The sequence below is a fragment of the Gordonia sp. NPDC003422 genome, from assembly GCF_053588675.1.
On record NZ_JBSFQL010000009.1, the window covers coordinates 97,646 to 118,355 of the forward strand.

Here is a 20,710-nt window from a genome sequence, read left to right on the forward strand (position 1 = left end):
GTGGCCGCGAGCACGCCATCGCATAGCCTGACAGGGTGACCTCCACGATCCCCACGCCCGTCTCGCTCGACGAGGTGCCCGCGGCGGTCGAGGGCCGGCTGCGCACCTTCTTCGCGGCCACCACACCGGTCGCCGAACAGATCTCTCCCGCGGTGGGCACGGCGGCGCGGATCGTTCGCGACTTCGTGCTCCAGGGCGGCAAGCGAATCCGGCCGGTCTTCGCCTTCGCCGGCTGGCGGTGCGGGAAGACCGCGTCGGAGCACACCGAATCGCGTTACACCGCGTCGGACACCTTGCGGGTATGTGCCGCACTGGAATTGGTGCAGGGATGCGCGCTGATCCACGACGACATCATCGACCGCTCCGACACGCGACGGGGCAGGCCGACCGTGCACCGCGACGTCGAAGGCCGCCACCGTGATCAAGGTTGGGCGGGCGACTCCGGGCAGTTCGGGATCGCGGCGGCGATCCTCGCCGGTGACCTGGCGCTGGCCTGGGCCGACGACCTCGTCCACGGCCACATCCCGGGCGCGGCCGCGCCAGTCGGCGTGACCCCGTTGTCGCCGACGATCGGTGCGACGTGGGCCTCGATGCGTACCGAAGTGCTGGGCGGACAGTATCTGGACATCGTCAACGAGGCGAGCGGCGACGAATCGGTCGAGGCGGCGTTGCGGGTCATGGAGTACAAGACCGCGGCCTACACGGTCGCCCGTCCGCTGGAACTGGGTGCGCGACTCGCCGGCGCTTCGGAACCTCTGATCACCGACCTGCGGTCCGTCGGACACGATCTGGGCATCGCTTTCCAGTTGCGCGACGATCTGCTCGGGGTCTTCGGGGACCCGGAACGCACGGGCAAGCCGTCGGGCGACGACCTGATCACCGGAAAGCGCACCGCTCTGCTGGCCATCGGCCTGCGCCGCGCCGACGACACCGCGCCCGCCCGCGCGGCGGCGCTGCGCGCAACAATCGGGCGCGAGCTCACCGAGAGCGAATTATCTGCGGCACGAGCAACTCTCGTCGATGTCGGGGCAGTTGACGAGGTCGAATCGAGGATCTCCGAGCTGCTCGCCTCAGCCCTCGCGGTACTCGACCGCATCGACATCGGCCCCGACATCCGGGCCGAACTGAGCGCCGTGGCGCATCGCACCGCCTACCGCGAGACATGACCGACACGGCCGGCACCCACACGACACCCGTCCGAGCCGGACTCAACGGCACGGCCCGGGCGGACCTCGCCATCGGTATGGTCGGGTCGATCCTGGTGTGTCTGGGCGCTTTCGGTGTCGGCGACCCGCCGCGCAACAGCGGGCTGCTCACCGATCTCGGCCTCAGCTGGATCACCTACGGACACGGCAAGAATCTCTCGGCGGTCATCTTCTGGGCCGGGGTGGCGGCGATGGTGATCGCGTGGGTTCGGGTGGGACGACGCATCTTTGCCGGCGACGCGCCGAGCGTCGCGACGCTCCGGCGCTGGCTGCTCGCGTGGGCGGCGCCACTGATGGTCACCGTGCCGGTGTACAGCCGCGACGTCTACGCCTACCTCGCCCAGGGCGCGGTGTTCGGAGCGGGTTTCGACCCTTACGCCGACGGTCCCGCCCACCGCCCTGGTCCACTCGTGGACAGCATGGCCCAGGTCTGGGCGACCACCACTGCCCCGTATGGTCCCTTCTTCGTCGGGGTGATCCGGACGGTGTCGGAGATCACCGGCGATCACGTGATCCTGGGTGTGCTGGCCATGCGGCTGGTACTGCTGCCCGGACTCTTCCTGTCGCTGTGGGCGATTCCGCGTCTGGCAACGCATTTCGGTGCATCCGGGCAAACGGGATTGTGGCTGGCCCTGTTCAATCCGATGGTGCTCATCCATCTGGTGGCCGGGGCGCATGTGGAACTGCTCATGATGGGTGTCCTCGTCGCGGGTGTGCTGCTGGTGGTGCAGGGCCGCCACGTCGCAGGCCTGGCCGTGCTCGGCCTGGCGGTGTCCATCAAGATCACCGCAGGAATCGCGATTCCGTTCGTGCTGTGGATCTGGCTCGCCCACATCCGTTCCCGGCGTCCGGTGACCGCACGTGACGTTGTGGGCTGTTTCGCGGCGATCGTCGGGATCACGGTGGCCGTCTTCGGTTTCTGGACACTGGTGCTCGGCCTCGGACTGGGCTGGCTGACCGGATTGGGTTGGGCCGACGTCATCATCAACTGGTTCACCCTCCCGACCCTGCTGGCGCATCTGGTCACCCTCCTGGCCGCACCGTGGGCGGCGCTCAATCTTCAACCGGTACTGGAGGTCACGCGTGCGATCGGCGCGGGCCTGCTCGCCGTCGTCCTGGTGACGCTGTGGTGGCGGTTTCGCCGCGACGAGCGCGCCGCCGTTGCCGGCATGGCCTGGGCGATGCTCGCGGTGCTGCTCCTGGAGCCGTCCACGCTGCCCTGGTACTACACCTGGGTGCTCGCCATCGCGGTGGCCTTCACACTGCCTCGGTGGGTGTACGCGACCGTCGTCGGGGTCTCGACGTTCATGCTGATCGTGTTCCAGCCCGACGATGCGATCGCCTTCTACCAGCCGGGGGCACTCGTTCTCGCCGTCGCCCTGGCCGGGCTCGCGGCATGGTCGTTGCTGGGTCCGGATCCGTTGCGGCTGGGCCGGTTCGCCCGGTGGGCGTGGGGATCGCCCGGTCGCGAGGTTGCCACAACGGCGCAGTGATCAGAACGGCGCAGCGATCAGAACGCCTGGGCTTGCGCCCGACGGATGACCTCGCGGGCCGAATGTGTGTGCAGCGCCTGCGCCGGGTGCATCTCCAGATCGTCCTGCGTGGTGAACAACCAGGCCATCACATCGTCGCGGCTGTACCCCCCGTCCAGGAGGACCTCGACGAGACCAGTGAAGTGCTTGACGACACCGAGGTCGTCGAAGAACAGTGCCGGGATCGCGGGCTCGCCGCCACGCGAGACGCCGAGCAGATGGTGGTCGCGGATCAGGGTGCGGACGCGGTTCGCAGAAACCCCGAGACGCTTGGCCACCTCGTCGATCGACAGCGTGTCCACATCGGGCGGCAGCAGGGTGTCTTGCGAGAGCGGTAGAGAACTCACACGAAGAGAGTAGCGGTTCACCGACTTCCGGTGGCATGAGATCACGGTCGGCGGACGGCGTTCACGCCCAGACGCCGACGATGCCGGTAAGTTCACCGACATGAACAGTCCCGCCGACCCGGTGCTCGGTGTCGTCGTCGAGGGCCGCTACCGCATTGACGCGCTCATCGCGCGGGGCGGGATGAGCGCGGTCTACCTCGGGGTCGACCTGCGGCTCGGACGCGACGTCGCGGTGAAGATCATGGACGACCGCTACGCCGGGGATCCGCTGTTCCTGCGCCGCTTCGAATTCGAGGCGCGCGCAGTGGCCGGTCTCAAACATCCTGGTCTGGTGGCCGTCTACGACCAGGGCATCGATCACCAGATCGTCTTTCTCGTCATGGAACTGGTGGACGGCGGAAGTCTCCGCGAACTGCTGCGCGAACGCGGACCGATGCCGCCGCATGCCGTGGTCGCCGTCGCCGACCCCGTGCTCGGCGGCCTCGGCACCGCGCACGCCGCCGGGCTGGTGCATCGGGATGTGAAGCCTGAGAACGTCCTCATCTCCGATTCCGGCGACGTGAAGGTCGCCGACTTCGGACTTGTCCGCGCCGTCGCCGAAGCAGGGGTGACGTCGGCCAGCGTCATCCTCGGCACCGCCGCCTACCTGTCCCCCGAGCAGGTGGAATCCTCACACGCGGACGCACGCAGCGACGTTTACTCGACCGGGGTGATGTTGTTCGAACTACTCACCGGCCGAACCCCTTTCCGCGGCGACACCCCACTGGCCCTGGCTTATCAGCGCCTCAACTTCGACGTCCCGGCGCCCGGCGACGTCATCGCCGGGGTGCCCCCCGAACTCGACGAGATCATCCTGTGCGCCACCGAACGCGATCCGGCACACCGGTATCCGAACGGATTCGCCATGCGACAGGCATTGCTGGCGATGGCCGACGATCTCGATCTGCCGCCGTTCACCGTGCCCGCGCCACGCCGATCCGCCGAGCGCGTCACGATGGCGCGCCACCGCCCGGCCGGTCCTCGGCTGCACGGCACCCGTGCGGTGTCGGTGCCAGGTCCCTATGTGGCCGAATCGGAGTCGGGCGCAAGGGGGTCGGGCGCAGGAGCTGCGGCGGACCGTCCGGAACCGCCGGCCCACACGCCACCGCCGGAGCGCGACCACGCCGACGACGCGCCACCGAACGCCGCAACACCACGACGATCCGGCGCCCTCGACGACGTCGAACCCCAGGTCGGCAGCCGCCTGCGCTCTGTGCTGTGGCTGCTTGCCGTGCTCGCGGTCGCGGTTGGCCTGGGTGCGGTCGCCTGGTGGACGGGCCATCACTACCTCGGGGTGCGCTGATCTGACGAGCCCGGCGCTTCCGATGGCTGTGCGAGCCTGCGAGCCTCGAAGCCCCCTGTGAGATGACCTTGTTGTCTCACCAGCCCTTCGAGGCTCGTCGGTTTCGAGACGCGTCGGGTCGCTTCGCTCCCTCGTCGCTCCTCAACCCGGCGGCTTGCGCTCCTCGCACCTCAGGGAGCGGGGATGGGCTCTTCCCACACCCGCACGCCTATCCGCGCAGCATCTCCGCGACCAGGAACGCGAGCTCCAGCGACTGCTGGGTGTTCAGTCGGGGGTCGCACGCGGTCTCGTAGCGACCGGCCAGGTCGAGGTCCGAGATGTCCTGTGCCCCACCGAGACATTCGGTGACATTCTCACCTGTCAGTTCGATGTGCACACCGCCCGGGTGGGTGCCCAGCGCGTGGTGCACCTCGAAGAAGCCCTGGACCTCGTCGACGATGCGATCGAAGTGACGCGTCTTGAAACCGGTGGAGGCCTCGTGGGTGTTGCCGTGCATGGGATCGCACTGCCAGATGACCTTGTGCCCGGTCGCCTCGACCGCGGACACGATCGCCGGCAGCACGTCGCGCACCTTGCCGTTGCCCATGCGAGCGACCAGCGTCAGGCGGCCCGGCCGCTTGTGCGGATCGAGCAGCTCGACGTACTCGACGGCCTGTTCGGGCGTGGTCGTGGGACCGATCTTGACCCCGATCGGGTTGCTGATCAGCTCCGCGAACGCGATGTGCGCGCCGTCGAGCTGGCGGGTGCGCTCCCCGATCCACAGGTAATGGGCCGAGAGGTCGTAGAGCACCTTGCCGCCGGAATCGCCGGATGCCGGGCGGGGGTCGTCGGCGAGGCGCAGCATGGCTCGCTCGTAGTCGAGGACCAGCGCCTCGTGTGAGGCGAAAATGGCCGCCGAGGCCAGACTCGAGTCGGTGACGCCGCAGGCGTCCATGAAGCGCAGGCCACGGTCGATCTCCGACGCCAGTGCTTCGTAGCGCGCACCCGCGGGTGAGGTGCGGACGAACTCGCGGTTCCAGTCGTGGACACGACGCAGGTCAGCCTCGGAGCCGGTGAGCGCTCGCACCAGGTTCATCGCCGCCGCGGCGTTGGCGTAGGCCCGCACCAGTCGCGACGGGTCGTGTGCGCGTACCGCCTCGTCGGCCGGGAAACCGTTCACCATGTCGCCGCGGTAGGACGGCAGGCCCAGCGCGTCGGTGTTCGACGACCGCGGCTTGGCGTACTGACCGGCGATCCGGGCCAACTTGACCACCGGCAGGCTCGCGCCGTAGGTCAGCACCACCGCCATCTGCAGCAGCGTGCGGATGTTGCCCTTGATGTGCGGTTCGGTGTTGTCGGCAAAGGTCTCCGCACAGTCGCCGCCCTGCAGCAGGAATGCGCGGCCCTCGGCGACTTCGGCAAGCTGCGTCGACAGCGCCTCGACCTCGGCGGGCATGCAGATCGGCGGCACGCTCTCGAGCACCGTGCGCATCTTGCGTGCCTCGTCGGCGGGCCAGCTCGGCTGCTGGAGCGCCGGCCGGCCGATGGCGTCACGGAAACGCGCTTCGAGGTCGCCGGGGAGCGGCGGCAGCTCGGGAAGTTCATCGATCGGAACGTCTACGGTCCAGTTCACCACGCTGCCCAGGGTAGATCAGCGGACGGTGTTCGCCGGTGCCGGGTTCAGCTGTGGCGGGCGCGTTCGATCGCCTCCCACTTGCGCAGGTTGTGGCGGGCGTCGGTCAGGGCGTCGTGCGCGTCCCGTGGCGACGGGGGCAATGCGGGCCGACCGGCGGCCTCCCAGTGCTGACGAAGCTCCCGGGTGAAGCGCGGGATCTGACGTGGCAGCGCGGTCATCGGGCCCCACAGCTGGCAGAGGACCACGTGATCGTAGGCACCGACCCACGCCCAGAGTTCGACATCGCCGCCTCCCTCGTCGAAGAACGCGAGCAAGTCCTCACGTATGCGCCGACGGTCCCGCCAGTGCGGCGACGACGGGGACGGCAGCTTGGGTAACACGTTGGCGCGCACCCACTCGCCGGCCCGGCCGGGGTCGAACTCGGTCGACACCGCGTAGAACTCGCGACCGTCCTCGGCGACGACACCGATCGACACCAACTCGATTGTCGAGCCGTCCTCGATAAACTCCGAGTCATAGAAGTACCGCATACGCACAAGTATTGGTCACACCCGCAATGCGGACCCGCAACGAGGTGCCGTCACGGCAGTCAGGGGGTACTCGGACCCGATGCCTGACAGGCCGCCGACACGCCCCGTACGCAGGTCGCTACCCTTGGAACTCGTGCGCTCCAGGTCTGTGCTGGCAACCGCGATCCTGGCGGCCTCGATCATCGCTCGGCTGATCTGGGATGCGGCGAACGCCAACGGCAGGAACTTCGTGGACCTGCACGTTTATCGCGACGGGTCGGCCGGTCTCGCCGACGGCTCCCTGTACCTGTTCACCTACTCGGGCTCCACGGACTTCGCGTTGCCGTTCACCTATCCGCCGTTTGCGGCCGTCGTGCTCTATCCGCTGTCGTTGCTGCCGTTCAGCCTCGTCGCGATCCTGTGGGAACTCGCCACCTTTGCCACGTTGTACGGGAGTGTGGTGCTCGCCCTGCGGCTCTGCGGGCGGACCACCGGCGTGTACGCCCTGGCGGCGGTATGGGCCGCGATCGCGATCTGGTGCGAACCGGTGCGCGTCACCCTCGACTACGGACAGATCAACGTCTTCCTGATGTTCTGCACCCTCCTGGCCGTGTCGATGGCGCGAACCGAGCGCGGCCAGATCATGGGCGGTGCGCTGATCGGCTTGCTCGCCGGCATCAAACTCACGCCGGCGATCACCGGGCTCTGGTATCTCGCGGTCCGCAAACCGCTCGGCGCTGTGGCCGCGGCCGGCGCCTTCGTCGCCACCATTCTGGGCTGCCTGCTGTTCTTCCCGTCGGTGACGCGCACGTACTACGGCGAACTACTCGGCGACGCCGACCGCATCGGTCCCGTGGCCCGGGTGATCAACCAGAGCATGCGCGGATCGCTCTCCCGGATCGCCGGACACGACGTCGGGTCGTCCTGGATCTGGCTGGTCGCGGTCGCCCTCGCGCTGGTGCTGGCCGTGGCGGCGTGGCGCGTGGTCCGCGACGACACGTTCGGCGTCCTGATGGTGGTCCAGCTGCTCGGCCTGCTGGTGTCGCCCATCTCGTGGGTGCATCACTGGGTGTGGCTGCTGCCCCTGGCCGTCTGGCTGGTCTACGGCGGCGGAGCCCGCCTGATGGGCGCGAAAGTGGTGCTCGGCGTGTGGATTGCCGTCGCGGCGATCGGGATTCCGTGGATTCTGAAGACGATCGACGAGTCGAGCCGGGAGCTGCCCGCGGCCCTCGTCGCGATCCTGGGCAGCGCGTGGTCGGTGATCGCCCTGGCCACTCTGGCCTGGATCGCCGTGACGCCCTGGATCGCCGTGACACGCAGCCGGGCTCGCACCGAGGTCGTTGCCGCGGCCATCATCGACGACGGACGCCTCCTGCTCGCCCAACGTGCGCGGCCGTCGGACCTGGCGGGCAAATGGGAACTCCCGGGCGGACGGGTCGAGCTGGGTGAGTCCGCGCACGACGCCGTGCGCCGCGAGATCCGCGAAGAGCTCGGCGTCGACGTCGAACCGCTCGATCGTGTCGGCACCGAGGTCGCACTCCGCGACGACCTCGTGCTCCGGGCCTACGCGGCGCGCCTGACCAACGGGACACCGCAGGCGCTCGAACATCTCGATCTGCGCTGGATGTCGGCGGACGACCTGCGCCACGTCGACCTCGACGACGTGGTGCCCGCCGATCGGGAGTGGCTGCCCTCGCTCATCGGCCTGCTGTCGTCGTCGGAAACCAACGAGGTGACGTCGACGACGCTGTCGCCGAGGCGCCCGGCCGCATCGGTCGACGAGCCGCACAACGCTGGTTGAAAACCCTCGGTGCCGGCTGACGATCGCTTCAGGCAGCGTCGGCGGAGGCCGCCGGCGGCTCGGCAGCCGGCTTCTTGTCCTTGAGCGACGCGGCGTAGATGTCGACGTACTGCTGGCCGGTGAGCTGCATGAGCTCGTACATGATCTCGTCGGTCACCGCGCGTTCGATGAACCGGTTGCCCTGCATGCCCTCGTAGCGGGCGAAGTCGAGAGGTTTGCCGACCTTCACGACCACCTTCGACGGACGCGGGAGCACGCTGCCGGGCGGGTTGAACTTGTTGGTTCCGATCATCGCGACCGGAATCACCGGCACGCCGGTGTCCAGCGCGATCCGGGCCAGCCCCGTCTTGCCCTTGAACAGACGACCGTCAGGTGAACGGGTGCCCTCGGGGTACATCCCCATCAGCTCACCCTTCTCCAACTGACGGCGCGCGGAGATCAGCGCTCCCTCCGCGGCCTGCGCACCCGACCGGTCGATGGGGATCTGGCCGACAGCGGTGAAGAACCACCGCTGGAAGGCGCCCTTGAGGCCGGTGCCGGTGAAGTACTCGGACTTGGCCAGGAAGTAGATGCGCCGGTTCACCATCAGGGGCAGGAAGAAGCTGTCCATCACCGCGAGGTGATTGCTGGCCAGGATCGCGGGCCCGCGATCAGGGATGTTCTCCAACCCCTCGATCCGGGGTCGGCCGAGCACGCGCAGAAGTGGACCCAAGAAGATGTATTTGAACGCCCAGTACCACATCTGCACTCTCCCTCACCGACTCACCGCAGCGACCATACCCGGAGCAGAACTCTACCCACCCACGCCGGGGTTCGTCATCGCACGGCCCGTGCCGCAATGTTTGTGTGAATTGGTGGTCCTGTCCAGCACCACTCATCCCAGAAGTTGGTCGGACGTCCGTCCGGCCAACGGGTGAGGCTGTTGGCGCACAAGATCATCCGTACTCAACTGCATCCGGGGTGCCGGCGCGCGCAGTCCCTGCCGCGCGACCTCCGCGGCCCCGATCACCCCGGCCGATTCGCCGAGCTGCGTACCCCGAATCCGGGCGAGCTGTCGATGCCCGGCGCCCGTGACCAGACGTGCGTAATGCTCGCGCGCCTCGTCGAGGAACAGACCCGACGCCGCACCGACGCCGCCGGCCAGCACGATCAGGTCGGGATCGAAGATGTCGGCGATCATGGCCAGACCCTGACCGAGGGAGGCGGCGAACTGCGTGAACGCCGCCAGCGCGACCGCGTCACCGTCGGCCGCGGCGCCCGCGACCCGGCGACCGGTCAGCGCCCCAGGGTCGGCCGCGACATCGGCGGCGAGCTGACTGCGGCCCCAATTGCCGTCGGCGAGCAGTTCGACGACGGTGTCGACAAGCGCCGTGCCGCTGCAGTACCGCTCCCAGCACCCCCGCTTTCCACAGGAACACACCCGACCGTCGGGAACGATCGTCAGATGCCCCAATTCCGGTGCGACACCGAAACTCCCGCGGTAGATCTCACCGTCGATCAACAGGCCGGCGCCGATACCGGTCCCGATCGCCAGGACCAGCGAATTGTGTCCGCGGGCGGCCGCGCCGAAGCGATACTCGGCGACCGCCGCCGAGTTGGCGTCGTGTTCGGCGAAGACCGGGATGCCGATGCGCCGGGTCATCTCCTCGGCGACCCGTGCCTCACGCCACGGCAGGTGCGGGGCGAATCTGATCACCTGCCGGTCCGGCGTCAGAAACCCGGCGATGGCCAGTCCGACGGCTTTGGCCGCCCACCTCGAGGTGAGTTCGCCGACCAGTCGATCCAGACAGTGCTCGAGCGCCTGCGCGGTCGGCGGGGTGGCGGCACGAAGGGTGTCGAGCATGGCGCCGTGGTCGTCGACCACCGACGCGCGCACGCTGGTGCCGCCGATGTCGATACCGATCGTCAACTCGCCCATGAGATCACTCCTTCGGTCGGTCCTCGGTGGACTCCGGACCGGTGGCCCGAGGGGGCGAGGGTTCGGGGAACGGTGGCCGAGAGGCGCGTGGCGAATCGATGCGCACGGCGATCGGCTGGTAGTGCCGGGGCGGCGACGTGTCGGCGGGCGTCGAACGCAACGCCTTGGCGATCGCCTCCAGTACTGCGATGAGTGCCGCGATCAGTCGTGCCAGCAGATCGCCGATCTCGGCGAGCAGCGAGGTGATCTCTCCCGACACGTCTCCCAGTCCGGCTCCCGCAGAAAACGCTCCGGCAGCGGCCTGCCCGGATCCGAACGATCCGGCGCCGAAGGTCTGGTCGGTGTCGGCACCATCAGCATCGGTACGCCGTGAGCGATTCCCGCCGAACATGGCCGCGACCTGATCGATCTGACCGGCCAATCCCAGCAGCAAGTCGCGCACCATATCGCTCTGGTGGGCTCCTGCACCGGCCGACCCGCCATGGTTTGTGCGGTCGCCGTCGTCGTCATCGGCGCTCATGAACGAGCACGCTCCTTCCGGACGGGAGTACAAGCCCCGCAGGGGCACAGGTTCCAGACGCTACCCGACATCACCGCTTCGGCCACACCGCAGGATCGGGCACGAAGCTGATGGCCAGACGCACGCCGTCCCACTCCGCATCCACCACGGTGCACCGGCGCAGCATCGACGGCAACCGGATCGGGTGCCGGAATCCCGACACGGTCACCAGCAGGTCGTCCCCGCTGCGTCCGAGCACCAGTCCGTCGGGGTCGGGCAATCCCTGTGGCCACGACATTCGATACGTGGCTTGCACGCCGGCTCCACCGACGGACTCCACCATCGCTGCCGCGGACCCCTGAGGAACGCCGTGTGGTGCCGCCAATGTGACGCCGAGCTTGCGCAGCCGGGCGAGACGGTCGATCGTGTCGGGCGCGCGGCCCACGGCCCGGACCCCGACCACGACGCCCGCGGACTCCGACCGCTCGGCGACGAGATCGTTCAGTCGGGCCACGACGTCCTGGCTGCCCGGTCCGCCGGCCTCGTTGACCACCACCGACGTCAGCGGCAGTCCCATCACGTCGATGTCGGCAAGCATCGGCGCGACGAGCCGGCAGCCACGATCGTCGGCCCCGACGACGAGATGCACTGCGACGGCGGACGCATCGGTGATGAGTTCGGAGAGGTCTGCGCAGTCGCGGTCGATCGCGTCGACCGCAGCCGTGAGCGCCGCCATCACCGGACGCTCCGCTGCGGCTGCGAGCCGCCGGTGACGCGGCCAGAAGCGGTTGAGCGCCTGCGAGAGAACCGCGGCCGCCCGCAGAAACGCGAACGGATCACCGACTCCGGAGCAGTCGACGACGATCCGCTGCCATTGTCCGCTGGTCGCCTCGTCGCGAATCCTGCGCAGCAACAGGAAATCCTCGATCCCGGGCAAGGCGGTCAATTCGGCCGCGTCCACGCCGGCAATTGTGCCGACACCGGGTAGGGCGACCTTCGACCGTCGGACGCTCTCGGAGAGAACGTCGACAAATGCCGCCCAGGTCTGCTCGCTGAGGTCGAGACGATCGAGGGTCAGCAGGTGCAGGTATTGCGACACCGCGACCACCTCGCCGGGCTGCCGGTACACGCCCGCCCACGACGCGGTCGGCGAATTGCGGTCCAGCGTGACGAGCAGGGTGTGCCGAGCCGGCCGCGTGACAGACTGTCGGCTGTCACGCGGCGCGCGGGGCCGCTCTGCCGCCCCGGCCGTCGCGACGACAGACACGCCACAACCCCCGGGACCGAGCACCAGATGGATCGGTGTGAGATCGATCAGCCTTCGACCCTTTTCTTCAGGTCGTGCAGGGCGGCGTCCGTGATCGCCTTCTCCGCACGGCGTTTCAGTGCACCGATCAGGGGCACCACGAGGTCGACCATCAACTCGTAAGTGACCTTCGTCGAACCCGGCACCTGCTCGGTGAGCACGTACCGGCCGCGCTGATCGCGCTGGAGTTCACTGGAGACGAGACGCCACGACACGCCTTCGCCGTGCGAATCCCATTCGTAGGCAAGCACATACGTGTCCTGCAGGACACCCGCGTCAAGGACGAATCGTACCTGCTGGGCGCGTCCGGACGCGTCGGTGCTCAGCACCTCGACCTCCCGCGCGGCCGAGACCCACTCCGGATAGTTCGCGAAATCCGCGATGACCGCCAGGATGTCGGCCGCGTCGGCGTTGATGATGATGTCGCGCTCGGTGTGGTCGGCCATCAGTGTGTTCCGACCCCTGACGCGTCCAGCCCGGACGCCTGCACCCCGACTGCCGGGCCGCCGACGATGCGCCCCGATTCGAGGTCATCCTTGACCGCGAAGGACATCACCTTGCCCGCCACCCGACGTTGCTTGTTCTCCTGCGCCAGATCCGCGGCCGAGCCCGCAATTCGATCGCCGAGCGAGCCGGCGGGTTCGGCATGCAGGAAGTAGTGGAGGACAAAGCCGTCGAGTACCGCTTCACACCAGACCTCCATCGTCCCCCGCAACGGCCCGTCCACCGTCCACCGCACCCCCTGGGCGCCGCGGTCCTCGGTGACGGTCAGCGACAGATCCGGCCACCAGCGTCGCCAACGGGCGCGATCGGCGATCACGTCGGCCACCAAGGCCGGGGCCGCGGCGACAAATGTCGCATCGGCCACCTGAATACTCGTCACGACATTAGCTTCACACATGCACCACAGGCGACGGTAGGGCCCCCAACTGCGCCGTCGCGCGAGGTCCGGTTGGCCGACGGCTATACCATTGGTGTCGACGAATACCGCAGTACTCGAGAGGGGTCACCGATGACCGAAACCGATGTCCAGCCGTTCAGCGTTTCGGCGAAGTTCACCATCGCCGCCGAGGACAATTGCACCGACATCATTTTCGACATCGCCGACAAGACCCCCGATCGCACCGTTTTCCTCCACAAGCGGGGCGACGAGTGGGTGCCGGTGAGCGCCCGCGAGTCCGTCGAACGCATCACCGCGATCGCCAAGGGCCTGATCGCGTCCGGGGTGAAGCCCGGCGACCGCGTCGCACTGCTCTCCCGAACCCGCCTGGAATGGACGCTCATCGATTTCGCCATCTGGTCGGCGGGTGCCATCACGGTCCCGATCTACGACTCGTCCTCGGCGGGCCAGATCGAATGGATCATGCAGGATTCCGGCGCCACCGTGATCATTCTGGAAGACGACGGGCATCGCGACGCATTCAACTCGATCCAGACGCTGCCCGACACGATCGCGGTGTTCCAGATCGATCGGACCGACGGACCGAGCGCGGTCGCCCAACTGACCGAGACGGGTGCAGACGTCCACGACGACGAGGTCACCAAACGTCGTGCCACCGTCGGTTCGGCCGACCCGGCCACCCTGATCTACACGTCGGGAACCACCGGACGCCCCAAGGGCTGTGAACTCACCCACGCGAACATGCTGTCGGAAGTCCGGGGCGTACTCGAAGGCGATCTCCTCGACGAGTTGCAGCGCCGGCCCGAGAAGCGACTGCTCATGTTCCTGCCACTGGCCCACGTTCTCGCCCGGGCCATCACCCTCGTCGCAATCGAGGCGGGCGCCGAGGTGGGCCACTACGCCGACACCTCGACACTGGTACCGGAGTTCGCACGGTTCAAGCCGTCCCTCATCCTGTCGGTCCCCCGCGTGTTCGAGAAGGTGTACAACACCGCCCGCCAAGGTGCACACGACGGCGGCAAGGGCAAGATCTTCGACGCGGCCGCCGACACCGCCGTCGCGTACTCGAAGGCATCCGAACGTGGTCAGGTCGGCCTGGTCCTCAAGGCCAAGCACGCCCTCTTCGACGCCCTGGTCTACAAGAAGCTGCGTGCCGCTCTCGGCGGCGAATGCGCCATGGCCATCTCCGGTGGCGCACCGCTCGGTGCGCGTCTCGGTCACTTCTTCTCCGGCGTCGGCATCCCGGTGTACGAGGGCTACGGTCTCACCGAGACCACGGCCGCGTTCAGCGTGAACACACCGGCCGCGAGAAAGATCGGCTCCGTCGGAAAGCCGTTGGCCGGCAACGAAGTTGCCATCGCCGAGGACGGCGAGGTGTTGCTGCGCGGCGGCGTGGTGTTCAAGGAGTACTGGCAGAACCCGGAGGCAACGGCGACAGCGGTCACCGACGGCTGGTTCCACACCGGAGACCTGGGCAAGGTCGACGGCGAAGGATTCATCACCATCACCGGCCGCAAGAAGGAACTGATCGTCACCGCGGGCGGCAAGAACGTCTCCCCCGCCGGCCTCGAAGACGTCATCCGCGCCAGCGCCCTCGTGTCACAGGCGATGGTCGTCGGCGACCAGAAGCCGTTCATCGCGACACTCATCACCATCGACCCGGAGGCATTCCCGGCCTGGAAGGAACGCAACGGCAAGCCGGCAGCGGCCACGGTCGCCCAACTGGCCGACGACCCGGATCTGCGCGCAGCGGTGCAGGCCGCGATCGACGACGCCAACGCGACCGTGTCGCATGCCGAGGCCATCAAGAAGTTCCGGATTCTGCCCACCGATTTCACCGAGGAGACCGGGGAGATGACCCCCACTCTGAAGGTCAAGCGCAACGTCGTCGCCGAGAAGTTCGCCGACGACATCGAGGCGATCTACGCGAAGTAGCCGTCGACTCACTCGCCCACGCGGAGGAGCGCGGCCTCGTCGCAGAAGCCGCACTTGTCGCCAGAAACCTGCTCGCCGCCGCAATTGCGGCCACCGTCACAGAAACCTCACTCGTAGTCAGAGACCGTCAGCGGTTCCGACGGTCTCTGATTAGAAACGAGGTCCCTGTCGCAGCGCAGTCCTCGGAACCGGGAACATCGTCGTGCGAAGGAATCGCGATCCGCCACAAAAGTAGGGGAAGAAACTTCTTCCCCTACCCTTGGTGTCCTCCCCCAGAAAATTCTCGCGGATGACTGCGAACCTCGGGGAAGAAGTTCTTCCCCTAGATTTTTCGGGCAGGACGCTGACACATTCCCCAGTTCAGCGGGTTGGTCACCGTCCTCTTCGGATCAGAGCAACTGCCGCAGCCGTGCGGCCATGTGCTGCCACTGCCAATTATCGACGACGAAACGTCTTGCCTGCCTGCCCATCTCGGCGGCCGCCGCCCGATCTCCGAGGATCGACAGGATGGCCATGGCGACCGCGTCGACGTCGGTGCCGTCCACGACGGTGCCGGTGACCCCCTCGACAACGGTCTCGGGCGCACCCCCGGATTGGCCGGCAACCACCGGCACCCCGCAGGCCGACGCCTCGAGATAGACGATCCCGAGACCCTCGACGTCCAGGCCGCCGCCACGGGTCCGGGCCGGCATCGCGAACACGTCGGCGACGTTGTGATAGGCGGGAAGGTCTTCGGACGCAACGCCTCCGGTGAACACCACGTGGTCGGCCACGCCGGACTCGTCGGCGAGTTGGTGGAGCTTGTCGGCGTACGGCCCCCCACCGACGATGACCAGGACCGCGTCGGGCACCGTGCGGCGGATCAGCGGCAGTGCCCGGATCAACGTGTCCTGACCTTTCCGAGGCACGAGCCGCGACAGGCAGAGGATGGTCGGACGGTCGCCGAGGCCGAGCCGGCTCCGAATCTCGGTGCGCCGCTCCGCATTCGGCGTGAAGCGTTCGACGTCGACACCCGGCGGCAGGTACTCGAGTGCGGCGTGGCGACCGAAGGCCGACGCGAAACGCCCACGCGTGTAACGGCTTACGAACGTGATCACATCGACATGTCGACCGATGAACCCGAGAACCTGGCGGGCCACCGGGAGCATCGACCAACCGACCTCGTGGCCATGAGTACTGGCGATCACCCGCTGCGCGCCGGCGCGTCGAACGGCGGGGGCCAGCACCGCCAGTGGTGCGGCCGCACCGAACCACACCGTCGAAATGTTCTCCTGCGCCACGATGCGAGCGGCACGGCGCGCCACCAGTGGCGTCGGCAGCATCAGCGTCGTCGGGTGCCGATACACCTTGTAGGGCACCGCGGCGTCGAACTCGACGTGGGACTGCTTACGCCAACGCGGTGCGTACACGACGATCTCGTCGGGCGGCAGCAGATCGACAAGGTTCTGCAGGTACGACTGGATGCCACCGGGCCGCGGCGGAAAGTCGTTGGTGATCAACAGAGTTCGCTTCATCGCCCAGACCGGCTCACCGTCATCGAACCTGTTCGGTCAGCCACCGCTGCCAGCGCGACACCAACTCGGCACGCGTGATACCCAGCACCGTCGCGATGGCGGCATCCTGACGTCCGACGTCCACCGTGGAGGCGACACCGAGATAGAGCTGCTTGAGTCGCGTCTCACCGTAGCGCTGCGCGACGTAGGCCGCGATGGACCACGCCGACTGGTAGGCCAGCTGCGACGCGTCCCCGCCGGCGGCGAAGGCTGCGTCTGACGGAAAGGCGGCCGGTGGACCCGAGTCGGTCACCTCGGCCGCCAATTCGGGAGCGGCGTCGGCGAAGCGACGGTAGGTGTCCTTGCGGCCGACGTACTCGGGCACGCCCTCGGTGATCCACATCGGCGCGCCCACGGCTGTACTCAGCCGCGCGGCCACATGGGTGAGTTCGTGTCGCATGACGACGCCGAGCGCGGGCGTCGGCAACGATCGCGCCTCCGGCGTCAGCACCACCCGCTGTCCGACCGCCACACGCTTACGGGCGTCGATCCGGTCGTACACCGTGGCGGCCGCGGCCCCGCCGATCACACTGCCTGGTGCCAGCGCCTCGAACTCCGCGTCACGGGCCGTGGCCACCACGAGCGCACGCTGGGGCCACGCGGTCCCCCAGAAGTCGGTGACGGCGGTAACCGCCCCTCCCAACAGCTCCTGAAGACGGCCCACCTCGGTCGCAGTGTCGGGATACGACGCGATCACCGACTCGCCGCCGGCCGTCCGAACATCGCGCACCTCGAGGCCGGGCAGATCCCACATCTGTTTGTCGGCGGCGGGGCGTCCGGCCAGCGTCGCATCACCCACGATCTTCCAGCTGTCGCCATAACGGGCCACGACCAACTGCGCCGAATCCACCATCTCGGGCTCGGCGAGGCCGGGCTTCGACGCACCGCCGAGCGCGTGATGAAGTTCGACCGGCGCGACCCAGGAGTCCGAACTGCCCTGCTCGTCCAGCGCCTCCTGCACTTCGGAAGACACCAGTGCCTCGGCTTCTTCGGTCGGCGCGAGCTGATATCGGAAGACGGCCGGGCGCAACGCCGACCCGCGACCCTCCGACGACGCGCTTTCCGACGCCGACGAGTCGTCGGCGAAGTTCGCGGTCACCACCATGAGGCGATTGCGGAACGCCGCGGGAGCACTCTCGTCGAGCAGTGCGGCCACCGCCCGCCGGTCACCACGCACCACGGCACGGCTGAACGAGTCGAGCAGCGCGGTCACGCCCGCGGAACGCTGCGCTTCATAGACGTTGTCGGCGGTCGACGGCGTGGCGGGAACCGACGATGTGGACGTGATCACCGTCGGCGGTGGACCCGATGAACACCCCACGAGCGTCCCGAGAATCACCGCTGATGCCGCAGCCACCGACAGCGAGCGGCTCGTCCGATGCTCACGCACCGGTGCCCCGCGTCCACTGCAGGACGCCAGAGTCGCGTGTCACGTCATTCAGTACCGGCGAGCCGCATTGTACGGTCCGGCCTCGTCGATGGGGACCACCTTGACAGGGACGCCGAAGGTGGATGCGTGGATGACGTAACCGTCGCCCACGTACATCCCCACGTGGGTGGCGCCGGGGTAATAGATGATCAGGTCGCCCGGTTCCAGATTGTTGCGGTCGATCGCACGTCCGGAGGCCAACTGCGCCTCACTCGAGCGTGGCAGTGTCTTTCCTGCCTGCTTGTAGGCCCACACCATGAGTCCCGAGCAGTCGAAGGAATTCGGTCCGGTGGCTCCCCAGACGTACGGGTCACCGATCCTGGTCAGCGCGGCCTGCACGGCGATCAGCGGCAGCGACGTTCCGCGCGGCACGAGCCGGGGGTCGAAGGTGAACTTCGGTCCCTGCAGTTCGGCGAGCTGCTTACCCGTCATCGACTTGTAGACGGCACGGATCTGAATGGCCTGCAGCTGCATGTTGGCCCGTTTGGTCTGCAGGTTGCCGCGCACCCGTTCGACGCGCGAGACGGCCTCGGTGGCGGTCGTCGCGGCACGCTCGGCGTCGACCTTCGCCGACGCGGCGCGCTTGCGAGCCTGCTTGAGGTTGGTCAGGTCCCGGGCGGCCTGGCGGGCGATCATGTCCAGCCCGGACATCTGGTCGAGCAGGGACTGCGGCGAGTCACTGACGAGAACCGCGTACAGCCCGTTGATGCGCGCGCCGCGGTAGCTGGCGCGCACGATCGAGTCGACGCGGCCCTGATACAGATCGAGCTGAACCTGCGACTGGTCGAGCGAACGCTGCGCAGTGGCTGCGGCACGGCGGGACGTGACCACGAGCCGGCGCTGCTTGTCGTATTCGATCTGCGCGTTGTGCATCGACTCCGCGGTCTTCTCCGCGTCGATGCCGAGCTGCTTGTAGCGAATGAGCAGCTGATCGGCCGTACGTGCGGGAATCGCCTGCGCGTCGCCGGTACCGCCGATACCCAGCGGCAGGGCGACCAGAATCGCCAACAGACCGGCAGCCAGCGCAGCGGGCGCCGAGCGCGACGAGATCACTCGTCGTGCGCCTCGCGAACGGGTTACCACCTTGCCATCACTCCTGTCGAAACTCACGGTCGATCCGGCATCTGGCACGGCCCACCGGGCGTCGCTGTGTGCGGAGAATCCCCCACGCCCCCAACTCCCTCTGATGAGCAACCCTAGTTGTGTGCCTGCCACCGGATGACCGGTTTGGCCACCCCGGATTCCTCCTGGGTAGCCAAGTGGTTTGGGCGGATCACGCCTGAATGCGTGATCCGCCCAAATCCGAAGTCATTACGCTGCCGGTTCGCGCTCAGTAGCGCCGAATGCCGACGAGCGACCATTCCTTGACCGCAGCCTTCTTCACCGGCTGACCGTAGGTCGAGGAGTGGACGAACATTCCGTTGCCGATGTAGATACCGGCGTGACCCCCACCGTTGAAGATGAGCACGTCACCGGGCTTGGCGTCTTTGTAGGCCACCGCGCGACCGCCACCGAGCTGACCGTAGCTGTCACGCGGGATGGTCTTGCCGGCCTGCTTGTAGGACCAGTAGACGAGGCCCGAGCAGTCGAACGCATTGGGGCCGGCAGCGCCATAGGAGTACGGCGAGCCGATCTTGCTCTCGGCGGCCTTCACGGCCTTCTCACCGGTGGTCAGCTGCGGCTGTCCCAGCGGCGCGCCACCGCGCGGCTTGAACTGCGGCGGGATCTGATTCTGGTTGATGCCGGGCACCGTGAACGTTCCCAGGTTCGGGATCTCAACCGTTGCGCCTTGCGGCTTCTTGGCGGGCTTTGCCTTCTTCTTGACCGGCTCGGTCTTGTGCGACGGCCCGAGACCGGGCACCTCGAACGTACCGAGGCCAGGCACCTCGACCGGGGCGGCGAGCGCGGGGCCAGCGGCCGCGGCAAGCGAACCGAGTGTGATCGATCCTGCGATCACGGCCTTCTTGGCAACCTTGCCCCCGCGGTTGGGCTGCTCCAAACGATGTTTGGCCACGAAGCGAGTTCTCCTTCAAGTTCTCCCTCTACCGCCTACCGAGTTAGCTGTCGGGTTCGGGCCGGAAGAGTGGCCCTACGCATGCCTCTACCCCGTGTGTCACCCGGACACACCTGGTTTCAGTACGCGATTCACCCCGATTCAGACTGGTCCGACAGACGTCCGACCCGCCCGAAGTTGGTGGTTCCCCGGTTCGCCGCGAGGGCGATTGAGCGGTGACCGCTTGCAGACCACTTCTTGGTGAAGCGGGACGCTCTGCAAAGGTCTCGGAAAGGTTACGAAATTGGATGCGGGTCTGTCCACTGGGCCACTACGGGCCCAACTTGTTCGCCCCGCTAACCAGCACGCAGGATGCGCGGACCACGGTCCGTTCCACGTGCCTGAACTGCAGTTTTCCCCGATCTTGCAGATCGTGCAGCGGAGCTGGACACCATTGCAGCAGAAACGAATACGTCGATGGCGAGGTCGAGTTCAGCGTCGGCCGCAGCCGTCGATCGGCGGTCCCGAACACCCCGGCCGTGAGCCCCATCGTCCCAGCTTGGAGTACCCAAGAGGACGTTCATGGCGCATCCGTCGCAGGCAACGGGACGACCCGGGCAGCTGCTGCAATCGACATACATTTGTGATCTCCATCTCATTTTGCCCTTGTCGGGATGTCGTCAGCGTGTTGGCGGGTGGGTCATCTGTCCACTGCGCCGGGCGGTACCTGCGTCGACGACAGGCTCCGCTCAGATCTGGACACTAGGGGCACCCTCCGACAAACTCCGTCGATCACAACTGCCACTGCGGTTATCCGGGGTCGCT

General features: G+C 67.6%; 18 protein-coding genes and 1 riboswitch. Of the genes, 5 read left to right on the forward strand and 13 right to left on the reverse strand.

The window, feature by feature from the left end; genetic code table 11:
- Positions 1–35: 35 nt before the first annotated feature.
- Both ACWDTF_RS09960 and ACWDTF_RS09965 read left to right on the forward strand, forming a co-directional pair.
- Positions 36–1,166 (forward strand): polyprenyl synthetase family protein, encoded by a 1,131-nt coding sequence (locus ACWDTF_RS09960; RefSeq protein WP_240860556.1) that lies wholly within the window; start codon positions 36–38, stop codon positions 1,164–1,166.
- Positions 1,163–2,698, forward strand: a complete 1,536-nt coding sequence (locus ACWDTF_RS09965) for an alpha-(1->6)-mannopyranosyltransferase A (protein WP_449754338.1) — start codon at positions 1,163–1,165, stop codon at positions 2,696–2,698. The genes ACWDTF_RS09960 and ACWDTF_RS09965 overlap by 4 nt, the downstream gene beginning before the upstream one ends.
- A 17-nt stretch (positions 2,699–2,715) precedes the next feature.
- On the opposite strand, the gene ACWDTF_RS09970 is transcribed toward ACWDTF_RS09965, so the two are convergent.
- Positions 2,716–3,084 carry an Rv2175c family DNA-binding protein gene (locus tag ACWDTF_RS09970; protein ID WP_240860553.1) on the reverse strand — a complete coding sequence of 123 codons (369 nt, stop codon included), beginning with the start codon at positions 3,082–3,084 and terminating at the stop codon, positions 2,716–2,718.
- A gap of 100 nt (positions 3,085–3,184) precedes the next feature.
- Between ACWDTF_RS09970 and ACWDTF_RS09975 the strand changes: the two genes are divergently transcribed.
- Complete coding sequence (locus ACWDTF_RS09975; protein ID WP_240860552.1) at positions 3,185–4,426, forward strand: protein kinase domain-containing protein; 1,242 nt, start codon at positions 3,185–3,187, stop codon at positions 4,424–4,426.
- Positions 4,427–4,634: 208 nt separating this feature from the next.
- On the opposite strand, the gene ACWDTF_RS09980 is transcribed toward ACWDTF_RS09975, so the two are convergent.
- Positions 4,635–6,041 carry a class II 3-deoxy-7-phosphoheptulonate synthase gene (locus ACWDTF_RS09980; protein ID WP_240860551.1) on the reverse strand — a complete coding sequence of 469 codons (1,407 nt, stop codon included), beginning with the start codon at positions 6,039–6,041 and terminating at the stop codon, positions 4,635–4,637.
- Between the two features lie 44 nt (positions 6,042–6,085).
- A complete protein-coding gene (locus ACWDTF_RS09985) occupies positions 6,086–6,571 on the reverse strand; it encodes a polyadenylate-specific 3'-exoribonuclease AS (protein ID WP_240860550.1) in 486 nt (161 codons plus the stop codon).
- Positions 6,572–6,704: 133 nt separating this feature from the next.
- Between ACWDTF_RS09985 and ACWDTF_RS09990 the strand changes: the two genes are divergently transcribed.
- Positions 6,705–8,351 (forward strand): mannosyltransferase, encoded by a 1,647-nt coding sequence (locus tag ACWDTF_RS09990; protein WP_433255192.1) that lies wholly within the window; start codon positions 6,705–6,707, stop codon positions 8,349–8,351.
- Positions 8,352–8,379: 28 nt separating this feature from the next.
- Here ACWDTF_RS09990 and ACWDTF_RS09995 read toward each other — a convergent pair whose 3' ends face one another.
- From ACWDTF_RS09995 to ACWDTF_RS10020, 6 genes are all read right to left on the reverse strand, one after another.
- Positions 8,380–9,093, reverse strand: coding sequence for a lysophospholipid acyltransferase family protein (locus tag ACWDTF_RS09995; protein WP_240860572.1), 714 nt, complete (start codon positions 9,091–9,093; stop codon positions 8,380–8,382).
- 132 nt (positions 9,094–9,225) lie between these two features.
- The gene (locus ACWDTF_RS10000; RefSeq protein WP_240860548.1) at positions 9,226–10,269 is read right to left on the reverse strand and encodes an ROK family protein; all 1,044 of its coding nucleotides are present in this window, start codon (positions 10,267–10,269) and stop codon (positions 9,226–9,228) included.
- 4 nt (positions 10,270–10,273) lie between these two features.
- The gene (locus tag ACWDTF_RS10005) at positions 10,274–10,789 is read right to left on the reverse strand and encodes a hypothetical protein (protein WP_240860546.1); all 516 of its coding nucleotides are present in this window, start codon (positions 10,787–10,789) and stop codon (positions 10,274–10,276) included.
- Positions 10,790–10,859: 70 nt separating this feature from the next.
- Positions 10,860–12,062: an ArsA-related P-loop ATPase gene (locus tag ACWDTF_RS10010; RefSeq protein WP_433259552.1), complete on the reverse strand. Its 1,203-nt coding sequence runs from the start codon at positions 12,060–12,062 to the stop codon at positions 10,860–10,862.
- A 20-nt stretch (positions 12,063–12,082) separates the two neighbouring features.
- Positions 12,083–12,520 (reverse strand): SRPBCC family protein, encoded by a 438-nt coding sequence (locus ACWDTF_RS10015; protein WP_240860544.1) that lies wholly within the window; start codon positions 12,518–12,520, stop codon positions 12,083–12,085.
- Entirely contained in the window at positions 12,520–12,957 is a 438-nt protein-coding gene (locus ACWDTF_RS10020; RefSeq protein WP_240860543.1) for a hypothetical protein, read from the reverse strand. Before ACWDTF_RS10020 ends, ACWDTF_RS10015 begins: the two co-directional genes overlap by 1 nt.
- Positions 12,958–13,086: 129 nt before the next feature.
- Between ACWDTF_RS10020 and ACWDTF_RS10025 the strand changes: the two genes are divergently transcribed.
- A complete protein-coding gene (locus ACWDTF_RS10025; RefSeq protein ID WP_355279575.1) occupies positions 13,087–14,910 on the forward strand; it encodes an AMP-dependent synthetase/ligase in 1,824 nt (607 codons plus the stop codon).
- A gap of 389 nt (positions 14,911–15,299) precedes the next feature.
- Here the strand turns inward: ACWDTF_RS10025 and ACWDTF_RS10030 are convergent, their stop codons facing one another.
- The 4 genes from ACWDTF_RS10030 to ACWDTF_RS10045 all read right to left on the reverse strand — a co-directional run bounded on the left by ACWDTF_RS10030 (position 15,300) and on the right by ACWDTF_RS10045 (position 19,906).
- A complete protein-coding gene (locus ACWDTF_RS10030; RefSeq protein WP_355279577.1) occupies positions 15,300–16,424 on the reverse strand; it encodes a glycosyltransferase family 4 protein in 1,125 nt (374 codons plus the stop codon).
- 19 nt (positions 16,425–16,443) lie between these two features.
- Positions 16,444–17,754, reverse strand: coding sequence for a peptidase MA family metallohydrolase (locus ACWDTF_RS10035; RefSeq protein WP_240860540.1), 1,311 nt, complete (start codon positions 17,752–17,754; stop codon positions 16,444–16,446).
- Positions 17,755–17,901: 147 nt separating this feature from the next.
- A complete protein-coding gene (locus ACWDTF_RS10040) occupies positions 17,902–18,945 on the reverse strand; it encodes an NlpC/P60 family protein (protein ID WP_449754339.1) in 1,044 nt (347 codons plus the stop codon).
- 277 nt (positions 18,946–19,222) lie between these two features.
- Positions 19,223–19,906 carry a C40 family peptidase gene (locus ACWDTF_RS10045; protein ID WP_240860539.1) on the reverse strand — a complete coding sequence of 228 codons (684 nt, stop codon included), beginning with the start codon at positions 19,904–19,906 and terminating at the stop codon, positions 19,223–19,225.
- 17 nt (positions 19,907–19,923) lie between these two features.
- A riboswitch (cyclic di-AMP (ydaO/yuaA leader) is annotated at positions 19,924–20,131 on the reverse strand.
- Between the last annotated feature and the right edge of the window lie 579 nt (positions 20,132–20,710).

Coding starts and splice junctions, on each gene's coding strand:
- ACWDTF_RS09965 (WP_449754338.1), top strand. CDS start 1,163: ATGACCGACACGGCCGGCACCCACACGACACCCGTCCGAGCCGGACTC.
- ACWDTF_RS09975 (WP_240860552.1), top strand. CDS start 3,185: ATGAACAGTCCCGCCGACCCGGTGCTCGGTGTCGTCGTCGAGGGCCGC.
- ACWDTF_RS09985 (WP_240860550.1), bottom strand. CDS start 6,571: ATGCGGTACTTCTATGACTCGGAGTTTATCGAGGACGGCTCGACAATC.
- ACWDTF_RS09995 (WP_240860572.1), bottom strand. CDS start 9,093: ATGTGGTACTGGGCGTTCAAATACATCTTCTTGGGTCCACTTCTGCGC.
- ACWDTF_RS10000 (WP_240860548.1), bottom strand. CDS start 10,269: ATGGGCGAGTTGACGATCGGTATCGACATCGGCGGCACCAGCGTGCGC.
- ACWDTF_RS10005 (WP_240860546.1), bottom strand. CDS start 10,789: ATGAGCGCCGATGACGACGACGGCGACCGCACAAACCATGGCGGGTCG.
- ACWDTF_RS10015 (WP_240860544.1), bottom strand. CDS start 12,520: ATGGCCGACCACACCGAGCGCGACATCATCATCAACGCCGACGCGGCC.
- ACWDTF_RS10025 (WP_355279575.1), top strand. CDS start 13,087: ATGACCGAAACCGATGTCCAGCCGTTCAGCGTTTCGGCGAAGTTCACC.
- ACWDTF_RS10030 (WP_355279577.1), bottom strand. CDS start 16,424: ATGAAGCGAACTCTGTTGATCACCAACGACTTTCCGCCGCGGCCCGGT.